General features: G+C 55.3%; 10 protein-coding genes and 1 pseudogene. 6 read left to right on the top strand and 5 right to left on the bottom strand.

Annotated elements, in window-relative coordinates:
* Positions 1-93: 93 nt before the first annotated feature.
* From N2245_RS11185 to N2245_RS11170, 4 genes are all read right to left on the bottom strand, one after another.
* The gene (locus tag N2245_RS11185; protein WP_494536819.1) at positions 94-2,898 is read right to left on the bottom strand and encodes a glycoside hydrolase family 78 protein; all 2,805 of its coding nucleotides are present in this window, start codon (positions 2,896-2,898) and stop codon (positions 94-96) included.
* Positions 2,899-3,008: 110 nt separating this feature from the next.
* Positions 3,009-5,438 carry a glycoside hydrolase family 2 TIM barrel-domain containing protein gene (locus N2245_RS11180; RefSeq protein WP_494536818.1) on the bottom strand — a complete coding sequence of 810 codons (2,430 nt, stop codon included), beginning with the start codon at positions 5,436-5,438 and terminating at the stop codon, positions 3,009-3,011.
* 14 nt (positions 5,439-5,452) lie between these two features.
* Positions 5,453-6,766 (bottom strand): MFS transporter, encoded by a 1,314-nt coding sequence (locus N2245_RS11175; protein WP_494536817.1) that lies wholly within the window; start codon positions 6,764-6,766, stop codon positions 5,453-5,455.
* Positions 6,720-6,893, bottom strand: a complete 174-nt coding sequence (locus N2245_RS11170) for a hypothetical protein (protein WP_494536816.1) — start codon at positions 6,891-6,893, stop codon at positions 6,720-6,722. Before N2245_RS11170 ends, N2245_RS11175 begins: the two co-directional genes overlap by 47 nt.
* A gap of 148 nt (positions 6,894-7,041) precedes the next feature.
* Between N2245_RS11170 and N2245_RS11165 the strand changes: the two genes are divergently transcribed.
* From N2245_RS11165 to N2245_RS11140, 6 genes are all read left to right on the top strand, one after another.
* A complete protein-coding gene (locus tag N2245_RS11165) occupies positions 7,042-8,223 on the top strand; it encodes a helix-turn-helix transcriptional regulator (RefSeq protein ID WP_494536815.1) in 1,182 nt (393 codons plus the stop codon).
* A 219-nt stretch (positions 8,224-8,442) separates the two neighbouring features.
* Positions 8,443-9,468 carry a LacI family DNA-binding transcriptional regulator gene (locus N2245_RS11160; RefSeq protein ID WP_494536814.1) on the top strand — a complete coding sequence of 342 codons (1,026 nt, stop codon included), beginning with the start codon at positions 8,443-8,445 and terminating at the stop codon, positions 9,466-9,468.
* A gap of 89 nt (positions 9,469-9,557) precedes the next feature.
* The gene (locus N2245_RS11155; protein ID WP_494536813.1) at positions 9,558-11,054 is read left to right on the top strand and encodes an ABC transporter substrate-binding protein; all 1,497 of its coding nucleotides are present in this window, start codon (positions 9,558-9,560) and stop codon (positions 11,052-11,054) included.
* 38 nt (positions 11,055-11,092) lie between these two features.
* Positions 11,093-12,034 (top strand): carbohydrate ABC transporter permease, encoded by a 942-nt coding sequence (locus N2245_RS11150; RefSeq protein WP_494536812.1) that lies wholly within the window; start codon positions 11,093-11,095, stop codon positions 12,032-12,034.
* A gap of 35 nt (positions 12,035-12,069) precedes the next feature.
* Complete coding sequence (locus tag N2245_RS11145) at positions 12,070-12,909, top strand: carbohydrate ABC transporter permease (protein ID WP_494536811.1); 840 nt, start codon at positions 12,070-12,072, stop codon at positions 12,907-12,909.
* 57 nt (positions 12,910-12,966) lie between these two features.
* Positions 12,967-15,087 (top strand): ADP-ribosylglycohydrolase family protein, encoded by a 2,121-nt coding sequence (locus tag N2245_RS11140; protein WP_494536810.1) that lies wholly within the window; start codon positions 12,967-12,969, stop codon positions 15,085-15,087.
* 588 nt (positions 15,088-15,675) lie between these two features.
* Here N2245_RS11140 and N2245_RS11135 read toward each other — a convergent pair.
* Positions 15,676-15,799, bottom strand: a pseudogene (locus N2245_RS11135) (D-lyxose/D-mannose family sugar isomerase); the annotation flags it as partial.

Raw genomic sequence — 15,799 nt, 5'->3', positions numbered from 1 at the left:
AATAAGACTCCTGAGTTTGTTGCGCTCAGGATAAACGTCTACGGCACATCACTGCTAGCAAAATATTGTTATAGGTAGTATATATTTGCCCAACTAGATGGTTACCTCATACTCCCCGCTGCCCACCTCGAACACTACCCTGCCCTCCTCGTAGCGGGCATCTGGGTGATGAGTGGCTACATCGTCCAGTGCTTTGGGGGGAGCTGGAAGCCTCACCTCAGCCCGTGTGTTGGCGGGTACGGAGAAGCGGTAGGTCACGTGCTCGCTGCCTCTCTCCCAGCTGGAGCGGATCGTGCCGTAGGGCGATTCAAAGGTTGCCCTGGCCCACTCCAAGCTGCCTCCCGGCAGCGGGCTGAGGATGAATCGCCGGTAGCCTGGAGCCTCCCAGCGGGGACGGATGCCCACCACGTAGGAGAAGAGGAAGTCACACACCGCTCCGTAGGCGTAGTGGTTGAGGGAACCCGACACCTCTCCCTCTGGAGATACCGCATCCCACTGCTCCCAGATAGTGGTTGCTCCCTTCGTAATAGCGTACAGCCATGAGGGACACGTCTCCTGCTCAAGTAGCCGAAAGGCTGTGTCGGCGTACCCATAGTCCACCAGCACCGGCAGCAGGAAGGGCGTGGATAGGAATCCTGTGTTGAGGTGGTATCCTTTCTCCCTTACCAGCTCGTCGAGCCTGGCGGCCACCGCCGCACGCTTGCTCTCGCTAGCCAGGTCGAACGCCAGCGTCCGCACGTTGGGGGCCTGCCTGTCCAACAGTATCCTGCCGTCTGGAGGCACGAAGTGCTTGTCGTATACCTTCTTCACCCTCTCCGACAGCGCTGCGTACCGCTCGGCGTCGTCGACTTTCCCTAGCACCTCAGCGATGCGCCCTAGCAACCCTGCCGAGTGCGCCAGGTAGGCTGTGGCCACCAGTGGATCTCCTTCCCGGAAGCGTCTCTCCAGCTCCTCGCGCAGCTCATCATCCTGCGCGCCCGCCAGGTCGGCCTCCAGCCACTCTCCCCAGTGGTAGCCAGTGTCCCACACGTAGTTAGCGTCCAGCTCGCCATCGGTGTACGAGCTGTACCAGGACTTGTCTCTATGCAGCTCGTTGGACTCTCTGGCCCTCTGGGCCATGTAGTCCACCCAGGCCTTGGCGGAGGCGTACTGCCTCTCGAGGATCTCCCGATCGCCGTAGCACAGGTACAGCGTCCAAGGTATTATCACGGCTGCGTCGCCCCAGCCAGCTGAGCCGTCTATTGGGGAGGGCTCGCCAGGACGATGAAGCATCATCAACATGAAAGGGTCCTGCACGGTGCTTCGCAGCCGCTCCCACTCCTCGACGTTGTGCAGGCCGTTGATGTTGGGCACCGTGTTGCCCACGCAGCCGTTGGGGTATTGTTCCACCGAGAGATCTGTTAGCCACTTCTCGAAGAAGGCGTAGACATCCATGAAGAGCGTAGCGGTCTTACAGTACAGCTGGGCATCTCCGGTCCAGCCCGCGCGCTCCCTAGTGGGGCAATCTGTCGGGATATCCAGGAAGTTGCTCTTCTGGCTCCAACGGGCATTGGAGACCAGCTGGTTGATCAGGGGATGGGAGCACTCGAACGTCCCAACACCCTCCAGGTCAGAGTATATGGCGATGGCGGTGAAGTCCTCCGGGCGCACATCTCCAGGGTAGCCCCGCAGGAGCACGTAGCGAAACCCGAAGAACGCAAAGTGCGGCTCGTAGCGCTCCCTGCCCTCGCCGCGAAGGATGTAGCGCACCTCCTGAAAGTCACTCACATCTTGGGTGAACATCGCCAGGTTGCGCAGCGTGAAGTTGCCGTCGCGGTCCAGCGCCTCACCGTGCACCAACACCACCTCTGTCCCGGTTGGCCCCTCGACCTCCATCTCCACCCAGCCGGCGATGTTCTGTCCGAAGTCCAGCACCGTCTCTCCGTTAGGTGTACGTAATACCTGTGGATGGAAGCGCTCGTGCCTACATACCCTAGGGCCTGCAGATGCCACCAGGTTATTCAACCCCAGCGGCACCTCTCTTACCGGCCGCCATGTGGAGTCGTCGTATCCGGGTTCGCTCCATCCATCTAGGACGATGCGGTTGTCGTACACCTCGCCAGCCTTGAGGTCCGACTTGCGCAGCGGCCCCTGATTGGTCTTGAAGCTGGCATCCGTGCCGACCACCTGCGTGCTGCCGTCGGCATATTCCAACACCAGCTGACCTAGCAACGCTAGCTTGTAGCCGAAGTTGTTGCGCAAGCTGCCCGCTCCGGTGGAGCCTCGCCACCAGCCATCGCCCAGGATGATTCCCCAGGCGTTGGTGCCTTCGCGCAATAGAGCAGTGATGTCGTAGGTGCGCACCTGCAGCCTGTGGTAGTAGGATGTAAAGCCGGGCGCAAACAGCTCATCCGTAGCCTCTATGCCGTTTAGGTAGAACCTGTAGAGGCCCCTCGCGGTGAGATAGGCGCGAGCCCTCACAAGCCCTGGTCCCACCTCAAACTCCTTGCGTAGGTAAGGCGCCGGCTTGTAGGCGTCCGGATCTACCTCCTCCTCAGGCTCTACCCAAGAGGCCTGCCAGTCGCCGGCCTCTAGGAGACCCAGCTCGAACCATGCGGGCTCGCTGAATTCCGATACCTGTCCATGGTTGTCCCACACCCTCACTCTCCAGTACACGCGCTGTCCGGATCTTAGCTCGGGACCATCGTAGCGCAGGCCATGGGATCTCGAGGACTCCACCCTACCGGTGTCCCATAAGGGGCTGCTTGCGGCCTCTGAGGGAAAGGCCTGCACCTGGTACGCCACCTGCATGACATCTTGGCGATCGCTACGGAGCTTCCAGGAGAGCCGCGGCCTTCTCTCCCCGATCCCTAGGGGGTTCTCCAGATGCTCGGTGCGTAGGGCATAGACTGCCAGCATGTGTTTCCTCCTGTCATGCTTCCCACACCACTTGGTGTGCATTATAGTGTTGTTTTGTGTAATATTTCCGCAAATTGTAATATCTATGCACACAATATTGCAAGTATCAGCTATAGCTCCTTCACGGTGATCTCCAGCGACCTGGGCTCACAGCCCTCCGCGCCGGCTGTGACTGTGATGGTGCCTGGGCTCGTGGGACGTATCACTGCCAGAGCTCGGCCGTCGAAGGTGGAGTGCTCTGGATCCAGGAAGCTCTCCTCGGTGATGGGGTTGGCGCTTCCCAGGCCCTGCAGGACGCCCGCGCCCTCGACCCTCACCCACACCCTGCGGTCCGCTGAACCGTACAGGTTGCCCTCCTCGTCCACGAGCTCGATGGTGACGAAAGCCAGATCACCATCCAGTGCCGATATCTCGCGGCGGTCGGCCTCGACGTGAAGCCTCACTGGCCCGTGCGCTGACCTCAACGCCGCTCTTCCGATCTCCTGTCCTTGAGAGTACGCTACTGCTACCAGCTCTCCGGGCTCGTAGACCGTGTCGAACTCCGCGCGATAGCGGTGAGTCTCCCCTGCAGGGACCCTGCCAAGGCTCCTGCCGTTTTGGAGGAGCTCGACCTCCTCGGCATCTGCGTACACCTCCACCCGGATCGGCCTCCCTTCCCATCCTGGCCACGTCCACGATGGCACAACGTCTGGCCAGCCCCAGCCCATGTGTAAGGGACGTCTACCGTGGTGTTCGGGCCGCTCCACTGCGATGTACGGTTCGCGGCGCAGCCCAAACACGATCTCACGGTAGTAGGATGCTGGTCGCCTATAACCGGTGATGTCGATGTCGCCGCACCAGGCGGTCAGCCAGGGATATCCTGCTTGGAAGCCTGAGGCTAGCTCTGAGGGATCATAGATCACCCTGCCGATGCCGACCTCCCCCAGGTAGTCCCATCCCGTCCAAGTGAAGTCACCGATCACGTGCGAGTGCTCTTGTACTAACTGCCAGATGCGGTCTATCTCACCAGGAAAGCTCTCTGTGCCCACGATGATCCGGTTCGGGAAGAGCTCCAAGTCCATCTTATATCGTACCCAGGCATAGTTGTATCCCGCTACGTCGACACAGGCGAACGCCTCGGCAGTGCGCCGAGTGGCCGACTCACTCACAGCTATGCCGGCCATCATCTCGGCCGCGTCAAAAGTCATGCTCCCTGACCCTTCCTCTCCTGAGGACATGGCTCGCCGTTGCTCGATCAGCTCATCCATGATGGAAACCAGCGGGTTGATCGCTATGGTCACGAAGCGGGTGTCATCGAGAGCACGAATATGCTCGGCGATTCTTCTGCCCCAAATGGTGCCTATTGGGCTCCCTGTCTCCGGTATCTCGTTCCCAATTGAGTACATGATGACACATGGGTGGTTGTAATCCTTGGCCACCATGGCCTCCACGTCTCGTTGCCACCACTCGGGGAAGTCCAATGAGTAGTCATAAGGGTTCTTCGCGATCGTCCACATGTCGAAGCACTCGTCCATCACAAGCATGCCTAAGCGATCGCAGGCAGCAAGCAACGCCTTGCTCATGGGATGGTGGGCGCTGCGTAGGGCGTTGAAGCCAGCCGCTTTGAGCGTCTCTACACGCCTCTCCTCAGCTCGGTCGAAGGTCGCCGCACCTAGGATGCCGTTGTCGTGGTGGATGCATGCTCCCCGAAGCTTGACGATCTCTCCGTTGATCAGTAGGCCATCCTCTGGATCTAAAGACAGCGTCCGTATACCGAAGGTGGTGAACTCCTCGTCTATCTGCTCGTCTCCTACATACAGAGTGGTGCGGCAGGTGTAGAGGTAGGGTGCATCCACACTCCACAGGCTAGGTGACCGCACGTATAGCTTTTGATGGAGCGTTGCGTCCTCCCCGGCCACGGTGGTCAGAGGTGCCTCGTCTCTCGCCACGATACGGTCGTTCGCGTCGATGATCTCGGTGCGGACGCTGACCGTCGCAATGCCGGTCCCATCGTGCTGGACCGTGGTCGCCACGCAGACTACTGCTCGCCTTGCGTCGACGTCGGGGGTGGAAACTCTAATCCCATCTGGAGCTACGTGCACGGGATGGGCGACGATCAGCCATACGGGACGGTAGAGGCCAGCGCCGGAGTACCAGCGCGAGTCCTTGTAGTTGCGGACGCTGACCTTCACCTCGTTGGTGCTCCCGTAATTAAGGTAGCGATCTACCTTTACGTAGAAGTGGCTGTAGCCGTATGGACGCTCTGCGGCCAGCTCACCGTTGATGAATACCTCCGCTCTGCTATAGGCCCCTTCAAACTCCAGGAACACAATCTTCCCTCTGTGCTCTTCTGGTACGAAGAAGCTCTTGGTGTAGTCGTATTCAGCTTCTGGGAAGAAGGCTATGGCCGGGTTGCCTTCGGGTGATCGCTGCTGTGTGTCCCACATTGCATCGTGTGGTAGCCTCACCTCCTTGGCCGACTCCTTGGGACCCATGAGCTCCGCAAACAGATGTCTTGCTGGCCTCACCTTCCAGCCGCTGTTGAACGTAGTACGTTGCATAGAACCTCTCCTCTCTATGGTGTAGTGAGTCCCTCTGATGGTAGTGATTGTAACTCAGTATCCCTGCCTACCAGGGTTTGCCTCCTGCTCCTCATCTCTTGCACTAGCTGTTGATGTCTATCGTCTGTAAGGTCCCACCATAGGAGTGCTGCTCCAAGAATGAGCACCGCTGCCGGTATCACCGACATCAGGGCCTTTATCCCAAGGAGTGCTGTTGAGCTCTGTGGTACGTCGGGTATGTAACCAGATAACATTAGCGTACCTCCAACTATTCCCCCGGACAGGGCTGTGGCCAGCGTCTGGGTGAAGCTGGCAGCTGCCCCAAGTAGTGCTCCAGTGTTGGCCTTGAATCTCCACTCTCCGTAGTCGATGGCCATGGGCATCATAATACCCTGGGCAGGCTGTGCTAGGCCCAAGAAGATATTGGCCACCAGACTAAGGAAGATCAGCCCCACCAGTCCATATCTTGTCGCTGGCAAGAAGAAAGTTAGGATACAAGTCGTGAAGTTGATGACCAGCATCAGCAGTAGGTTGTGCCTAAGTCCGATGCGACGCGTGAGCCAAGAACTAAGCAGCACACCTATCAAAGTGGCAAGGAGGCTCAGCGCATTGATCATCGATAGCATAGCTGTATCTTTGAAGTAGTATCGCAGGTAGTAGATAATGACTGCGGTCTTTATGCCGCTAGTCAGGTTGATCACCAGGATGTAGATTAACGTTATGAGGGCGTACTTGTTGCCCACCACAAAGGGTATCATCTCGCGCCAGCTACGTACAGATTGCTGCTCGGATAGCAGGAACCTCTCCTTGACTATGCCGGCGATGAGCCCTATCAGCACCAGGTTAATACAAGTGCAAACTAGCGCATAGCGCATGAACCCCTGCCCTTGATCCCCTCTGCCGAGCAGGTTGATGAGTGGCCATCCCGCGATGGCCACTAGAGAGGAGAATACCATCACCCATACGAACCCCATCATGGCTATCTGCATCCTATCATCCTGCCGTTTGCTGATGGCGGCTGCCAAGCCCATGCCTGGCCCGCCACCTAGTGATAGGCATAGACTGAATGCGACGTACGTGCATGTGGCATAGAAGATTCCTAGGGATGATCCGGTGCCCACGGGGCTGAAAGTCAGCAGGCCTAACATGGTTGTTGCCAGTAGTGTCAAGATGACCCAGGGCTTGTACCTTCCCCACTTGGTGGGATGACTTCGGTCTATGTAGGCTCCGAACAGCGGAGCAGCCAGGGCGTCCAGGACTCGCACGACGACGAACAAGGTGCTAACGTAAGCTACGCTGAGCTTCATCACGTCTGTATAGAAGAACATCAGGAACATCGAGGACATTAAACATTAATAGGTAGAAGGTCCCTATGCCATTGGTGGATGAGAACATCAGCTTCTCAGTGAACGGGATGGGTCTATCGATGCCCACCGCATCCTGCTTTTGACTCATGACACTACTCCTCCAGTTTTTCTTCAAGATGATGCACCCTATGGGAGAAGTTATTGTAAGATAACGATGGTATTTGTATATTAGTGATATGGTTGTTCATGAGATCGATCTTCATTACCTATGCACGCACCTCGAGGAGGTTTTGGAGGTGCCCATAGCATACCTGCCTGAGGGCGATCCCCATAATGGGTCTTTTTGGGGCTGCGATGGCCGGCTCCCACCATGCTGTGCAGGGCCAGCAGATCTCTTCCGCGCCGTGCTGGAGATGCACTATAAGCCCTGCCCACCAGAGGTGCGCGTGAACCATCGCCTGGAGCAGTATCTGCTGCTAAGCGTCGAGCTAGAGTCATGTCAGGGGTTATTGTGCGTGGGGCCAGTGCTAAGCTACTTGCTTGATGACGATGCAGTGCTTGGGATGTGCCGGGACCTAGGTGTGGATCCTCACAACAGACGTGCGTGGCTGGATTACTACCGCTCGTTGCCGGTGCTGGGTAGACATCAGTTGCTGCATCTCGGGATATTGCTGCACTGGTTGCTGAGCGGCGAGAAGCTGGAGATGGGGGCTATCTGCCAGCGGGACATGATTGTTCCCCGGTGCATCGCTACTACCGCCGCGGATACTAACTTGCTGCAACGGCGCATGCTTGTGGACTTACATCCGGCGGCAGACGTGGAGGGCTGGATATTGGCCTGCATCCGTGAGGGCTACCCCGAGGGTCTTAGGGACCTAGCCAAACTTACACCTAAGGGGGGATTGAAGACTGTATCCTTGGCGAGCCATAGCTACCTGAGGAGCTTAAAGAACATGTTTATCGCTTTCCTGGGGGCCTGCGCGCGGGCAGCCGTAGAGGGACAGCTGCCCAGGGAAGAGTCTTATACCGTGACAGACTTATATATTCGTGAGATAGAGGACCTGCCGGACGTGAGGACCGTGGAAGACGCTGCGTACAGAGCTTTCCTGGAGCTTGCTACCAGGGTTCAACGGACGGGAGAGAAGGAGCTATCTCCCATCGTGCGGACCTGCAGGGACTTCATCTGCGATCACCTGTACGAGGAGATCACCTTGGAGCAGCTTGCGAATCTTGTGGGGGTTAGTTCTGGTCATTTGTCGCGGATGTTCACCAGGGAGGTGGGACTATCTCCTATACGGTACGTTCGTTGGATGCGGATTGAGGAGGCCAAAAGATTGATCGCCCTGACGAACAACTCTCTGGTGGATATAGCTGCGATGCTGCGGTTTCACGATCAAGCACATTTCACCAAGGTCTTCAAGCAACAGGTAGGGTTAGCGCCCGGGAGTTACAGAAGGTTATCTCAACAGCTTCCCTGATCTCCCCCTGACAAACTCATTCTAGCATGACTAAGTCCTGCTTTATAACAAGGTACCTTATATTATTTACATAGATAGTAAATTACTCTCATCAGACCGCTGCAGCTATCAACGTGCTAATAGCTAAAAACTCTTGAGACTCTGTTGACATCTGAGTGCGATAGCTTATAATACGTATTAGTAATACGTATTATCTCGTGATAAATGGTAAATGGAGAAATGAATTCTGAAGGTGGTATGACTAGGCGACCCACACAGGAGGATGTGGCCCGATTAGCTGGGGTATCACAAACAACTGTGTCAATGGTGCTGAATAATAGAGGTCACTTGGCCGTGCCTGAGGAGACACGCCGCAGGGTGCTGGAGGCTGCCGAACAGCTAGGATATGTGCCGGACACTAACGCTCGTAGCCTGCGCACCCGTAAGACGTACACTATAGCCAGCATCATCCCTGACATTACCAATCCCTTCTACCCTGAGGTGGAGAGAGGACTACAGGACATCGCTGATCAGCACGGCTACGATCTTATCGTGTACAACACAGACGGACTAGAGGAGAAGGAGAGGCAATGTCTCTTGTCGGTCATGCAGCGTCGGGTAGATGGTGTGGTAGCTTCTCTCTTCCACCTAAGGGTGCCCGATCTGCGCCCTCTACTCGAGCGCGGTGTGCCTGTCGTGCGCCTAGAGTCGCGTCCCCAGGAGACCGGCCCTCTACCTCTAGATAACCTCTATGTGGATAGTATATCGGCTGCGCGAGATGCCACGAGCTACCTGCTGGATCGTGGATACTGGCCACTGGCGATCATTGCATCCAAAACAGGTCCGGGTCCCTTGCGGCTGCAGGGTTATATGACTGCGCTTGCCGAGCACGGCTTGTCGGTGGAAGAGGATCTTGTGGTCGATGCTGACTTCACGGAACATGGTGGCTACCTGGCTGCCCAGACACTACTAGAGAGACGCAAACCGAGGGCGATCTTTGCGGCCAACGATCTAATGGCCATGGGGGCTCTCCTGGCACTCAGGGAGAGTGGTCTGAGGGTGCCCAATGATGTGGCAGTAATGGGCTTCGATGACATACCCGCTGCCAAGCTCGTGCAGCCGCCTCTGACGACCGTACGTCTCCACCAAAAGCATCTCGGCAGGAGGGCTGCAGAGATGCTATTTGAGCGGCTGGCAGGCAAAGCGCCTTCATGGGGGCGCTCTGAAGCTATGCCCTTTGAGGTCATCACTAGGGATTCTGCTTAAGTCCTGTTGGGGAGGTGATAGTATCGAGAAGTAGTTATCTGATTTTGAGCCTTAATCGCAAGACATTATAGGTGCAGGAGGTGTCAGCTATGCAGAAAGGGTTAAATCATACTAGGATCACTCGACGGCAGTTGCTTAGGGGAATGGGAGTTGGCGTGGGGCTATTGGCCATTGGCGGATTAGCTCAGGCCTGTGGCAGTGAAGGCAGCACGCCGACCAGTAGCGTCAAGACATCATCCTCTCCATCCCAGGTTGTCACCCCTAGTGCATCTCCCGCTACGGCGGCATCACCGACTGGGGCTGTCCCAGTGGGCACTCAGCCTGTAGGCTACAGTGGTCCCAACGCCACACTCTCCATGTGGTTTGACACTACTGGTGGCGCACAGGGAGCCAAATGTGTCGTTGATGCAGCCATCACTCCCTTCAATAGCATGCAGTCCAAAGTCAAGGTGGATCCTACGTTTCGAGCCAATGCCTGGGATGCGACAAGGACCGCATTGGCTGGAGGTGGCGGTCCGGATTTGGTGGGTACTCCGGGACCTTCTTTCGCAGTGGCTTTGGCTACAGCTAACCAGTTAGCTCCTCTAGATGAGTATATAGCGCGTTATGGATGGAAGGAGCGCTACCTTTCATGGGCGCTTCCCCTAGGTTTGGTCAACGGCAAGATCTACAGCTTACCCAATGAGATGGAAACTTTGGTCCTGTACTACAACAAGACTCTCTTCCAACAGCATGGCTGGAAGCCGCCACGGACTATGGATGACCTGATGAAGCTGGCAGCACAGATAGATGCTGCGGGCATCATCCCGTTTGCTCATGGCAACGCGGACTGGAGACCGGCCAACGAGTGGTTTGTAGGCGAGTTCCTCAATCATGTAGCGGGGCCGGACGCAGTGTATCAAGCGCTGATGGGGCAGAAGCGATGGGACAGCCCAGAGTTCATCCACGCCATAGACCTGCTTGTCCAGATGCAGAAGAACGGCTGGTTTATGGGTAGCCTTGCTCGTTACTACACGACAAACACCAATACTCGACTAGCGGCCTTCGGTGATGGCAAAGCTGCGATGGACATAGAAGGGACTTGGGTCATTGCGAACCTCAAGAACTACTTTGGCAAGGCTGCACACAATAACAACGAGTGGGATTGGGTGCCGATGCCCTCCTCCTCCGGCAAGGAGATCTTCGATCTGGCGATAGGTTCCACTATGTCAATCAATGCCAACTCCAAGAACCCCGATGCAGCGGCCTACTTCCTAGATTACTTCTTCTCTCCCAATGTGGATGCACGTGTGATCACCCACTGTGGAGTTGAGCCTGCTCCCATCAAGATCAGCGCAAGCCAACTTAAAGGGATGGATCCCAGGCAGATCCAGATCTTTGAGCACCTTGTGCAGGCGTCCAACGAAGGAAGTTATGGTTACACTACATGGACGTTTTGGCCCCCCGCTGCCGAGAACTGGCTGATAGAAAAGATCGAGGATGTTTGGGCTGGCAAGATGACTGTCAAAGAGTATCTGGAAGGGCACCAGAAGGTGTTCGATCAAGAGAGGAAGGAAGGCAAGGTGCCACCCATTCCGAAGCGCTAGGTTGTGCTCTATAAGTCAATAGAAGGGGAGATTCTGATATGCGAAGTCAGCTACAGGAGAGGACACTGGGTGCAGAGCATATTGTCGGATTAGGTGGGTCATCTTGGAAGCGGCGTAAGTTGGTATTACCTTGGCTCTTTGTGCTGCCAGCCCTTGGGCTGAACTTGGTGGTGACGATAGGTCCAGCAGTGGGCGCTATATACTATTCTTTTACTGATTGGTCAGGTGTAGGCAAGGCGACATTTGTGGGGCTAGATAACTACCGGCAGATGCTGCAAAGCTCCTCAGGGTTCTGGTCGGCACTGGCACATAATCTTCTATACATGTGCTTCTTTCTAACGGTGCCGATGGCAATGGCCCTGCTAGCCTCCAGCCTGCTTGCGCCTATACGTAGAGGAGCAATGCTCTACCGTATGGGGCTATTCCTGCCTTACGTATTACCCAGTGTGGTCACAGCCTTCATTTGGCAGTCACTAATGGATCCAGATCTTGGTCTGGGATCCCTTATAGCCAGGTGGACTGGGTTCAGAGGGCTGGCTCAGCCTTTCCTGGGTCAGCCCCATACCGCTCTGCCGGCGATAGCCTTCGTTGACAACTGGCACTGGTGGGGCTTTCTCATGGTGTTGTTCTTGACGGCAATGCAGGGTATCCCCACGGATCTCTATGAGACCGCCAAGATCGAGGGAGCTAGCCGTTGGCAAGAGTTCTGGTATGTGACACTGCCAGGTATTAGGCCGACAGTAGCAATTATGATTCTCATGACGTCGATCTGGTCATTTCTGGTCTTCGACTACATCTGGATTCTCACACAGGGAGGACCGGCCGGAGCCTCAGAGGTGCTGGCCACGTTGGTATACAAGGCGGCCTTCCAGAACTTCCAGGCAGGGTACGCTGCAGCTATAGGACTTACCATGAGCTTGCTGGCTGGCGTAGTCATCGCGATCTTCGTCGTACTACGCTGGCGAGGTTGGGAGATATAGAAGTTAATGAAGTTAATAATAAAAGGAGTGGCCCTATGCTTAGAACTTTGCAAAGCAAGCACCTTAGGTTGCTGCCCAACTATGTTATACTTACCCTGCTTCTGGTTTTTGCGCTTGGTCCCCTAGTAGTACTTGTGTTCAACTCCCTGAAATCTGCTGCGGAGATCGGCCGAGACCCGCTTGGCCCCCCTACTCAAGCCCTCTGGAGCAACTACCTGCGGGCCTGGGAGATAGGTAGGTTCAGTGTTACTACTCGTAACAGCTTAATCTTGGTAGCTGGTACTGTTGTGGGAGTTCTGATCCTGGGGGGTATGGCCGCTTACAGTTTGGCTCGGTTACACCTTAAGGGTGGCGGGATAGTGATGCTTTACCTGCTTGTTGCAACTACCTTGCCGATTCAGCTGTTTTTGGTGCCCTTGTTCTTCTTATGGAGACATTTGGGACTGGTGGACAACCTATTCGGGCTCATCATCATCTATGTAGCTCTTAACTCACCGTTTGCTATTTTCCTTCTGCGATCCTATATGCTGCATATTCCATCGGACTTTGAGGATGCGGCTAGAGTAGATGGGGCTGGGGAATGGCAGGTATTTACTAGGGTAATAGTACCCCTATCTTGGCCAGGTTTTCTGACAGTGGGGCTGGTGGTAGCATTGTCCGTCTGGAATGAGTTCCTCCTAGCACTCACCTTTCTCACTGACGAAGACCACTTCACGGTCGTTACCAGCTATTACAACTTTACCACCCAGTTCAGTCGGGATTGGAGCCTGACTAGCGCTGCGGCTGTAATGATGATCTTCCCTATAGTAGTGACATTTCTGCTGCTGCAGCGGAGGTTTGTGGAGGGGCTAACATCTGGAGGGTTGAAGATGTAGGTGTCGTTTGGATTGTCCGTTCAGTTCAACATGTGCTGTAGAAAGGAGGCTCTAGTAATGGTGATACCCGAGGATTACCTGGAGCGTGTTTATGCTGGCGTGTTAGGGAAGATCATAGGAGTGTATCTTGGCAGACCTTTCGAAGGTTGGACTTATGATCGTATTATGAGGGAGCTGGGGGAAGTCCTCTACTATGTGCATGAGCGACTTGGTAAACCGCTAGTGGTTACAGATGATGACCTATCTGGCACTTTCACCTTCGTACGTGCACTGAAAGACTATGGTGCTGACTTCACACCTGAAGATGTTGGCAAGACTTGGCTCAACTACATCGTTGAGCATCGTACGACTCTATGGTGGGGGGGTATGGGTAACTCCACCGAACATACGGCCTTTATACGCTTAGCCTCGGGTATACCGGCACCGAGCAGTGGGAGTATAGAGACCAATGGCAGGGTGGTGGCCGAGCAGATAGGAGCACAAATCTTTGTGGACGGCTGGGGCTTAGTCTGTCCTGGTGATCCTGAGAAGGCTGCGTCGCTGGCTCGTAGGGCGGCTAGTGTAAGCCACGATGGGGAGGCGCTGCACGCCGCTGCGGCGATCGCGGCTATCGAGGCCCAAGCTTTCGTCGAACATGATCTTCAGATGCTATTGGAAGTAGCATCGCGCTTTATTCCTCCGGACTCCACCGTGGCTAGAGTACATTGGGAATTGCGTGAGTGGCGGGAGCGCGAGCCGGATTGGCGCCGAGCTAGAGAGCTGGTCGCCTCTAGGTACGGTTACGATCGCTTCCCAGGCAACTGCCATGTGGTGCCCAACCACGCTCTGGTGATCCTAGCGCTGCTCTATGGTGAGGATGACTTTCAAAGATCCCTCATGATAGCGAATACTTCTGGCTGGGACACGGACTGCAACTCGGGCAACGTTGGCTGCATCCTCGGGATTAAGAACGGCCTAGCAGGAATAGATGCCGGACCGGACTGGCGTGGACCGGTCGCCGATCGTCTCTTCGTGGTAAGTGCCGCGGGAGGCGAGGTTATCACGGATGCTGTACGTGAAGCCTGCAGGCTGGCCAATCTGGGAAGAAAGCTAGCTGGATTGCCGCACTCGGAACCCAAGCGGGGAGCTAGATTTCACTTTGATCTACCTGGCGCCGTGCAGGGCTTTCGATCTGATGATTCCGAGGACTCGCGAGGAGTAGCTAGTCTCGAAAACGTTATTGGGCACAGTGCCCTTGGTCGTAGGAGCCTCTCCATCAGATTTAACCACTTGGCACCTGGCAGAGCTGCTCGTGTGTTTTCTCCTACTTTTATCCAACCCGAAGAAGCTGCTATGCCAGGATACAATTTGGTTGCCTGCCCGACTATCTATTCAGGACAGCTACTGCATGCTCGTCTTGAAGCTGACCCACATAATGATCACCAAGTCTTTATTCGTCCACTGGTGAGCTGCTATGGGGCGAATGACACTCTTCGCAGGTTATATGGTGATCCTATCTGCCTAGGGCCTGGAGAGGTGGGTGAGATTGCATGGCGTGTTCCTTCCACAGATGGTCAACCCATAGCGCAGGTTGGTTTGGAGGTGAGAGCAGATTTCCCATGTCAAGGTGCGGTGTATCTCGACTACATGACCTGGGATGGAGAACCGGATTTTCTCTTGCGTCTGCCTGCTAGTGAGGGAACAATGTGGAGGCGAGCTTGGGTTGATGGTGCTGAGCAGTTTGGCCGCTGGTGGGATCACCCGTTTCGGATCAGTCAATCCAGGGGAGTGGGGTTGGTCATCCAAGGTACGGGGGGATGGCGAAACTACAAGGTACAGGCTCAGGTTATGGTGCATATGGCTAAAGCTGCAGGGATAGCTGCCCGCGTAGGAGGCATGAGGCGATACTACGCACTGCTACTGTGTGACGATGGCTGGGCTCGACTGGTGAAGTGTGTAGATCAATGCAAGACGCTCAGTGAGGCATCAGTACAGTTTAGGACATATGAGCTGCATGAGCTGGCGCTGGAGGTGGATGGGAGCGAACTGCGAGGTTGGGTGGACGGGAATCTCGTGGTGGAGGCAACGGATGACCATCCGCTTCCAGGAGGTGCTATGGGCTTGCTATGCCAGGAAGGCACGGTTTCGGCTCAATGGATCAGGGTAACTCCCCTGCAAGAGATTGCAGGGCAGGAATAATTTAAGTCTATTAGCCTCTGATCTCATTCCGTTAGATTAAATCTCTAGGGGAGATGCTGTAAGGCTCTAGCCTCTATGATAGGATGCAATTAGCAGGGGGCCATATTACTGTTTCTACATGATCCACTCAGGAGATACGGGTAGTGGATGGGAGTTATCGTACGCTGCTGGTTTGTATGCTATAGGATTTGCTGTTATTTATAACCTATAACTATCTAGGGGCCGTTAGGCTAAGGTACGGGGCAATGCGCCAGTTGTGAGAAGATACCCCTATTAGGGGAACACAGAAAAGAAAGAATAGTGACTGCACCCAGTCCTAGGTCCAAGGTTTAGGGAACTTGATCAGCTGGCGTATTGCTCTAGATCTTGGGCAAGGTTATTCCTCAGGCATATCCCCAGTCAAATATCACTAGATTCTCTGGAAAGGAGCATGTTCTAGCACCTTTACTCACAGTGACCTCACTTGTTGGGCATTCTTTGTGTTTGTGATAAGTTGGGTTTACAAACCACATGAATTAATCGCAGCGTGGTCGTAATACGCTTGCTGTCTGGTGATAGTCGACTTACATTGTAAGGCTGCAAAAGTAGTTAGTCGCCGATCACGGTAGTGCGTTGGATGTGGGGATCGGTGAAGATGTCGGTCTCGTCCCTGCTGTGTGTGGAGAACTCCGAGACTATTGCCCCCTCGGGTCCTGCCTGGAACCAGTGCAGG

This window comes from Thermobaculum sp. T2p (assembly GCF_059335935.1).
This window is presented reverse-complemented; position numbering and strand designations above follow the sequence as displayed.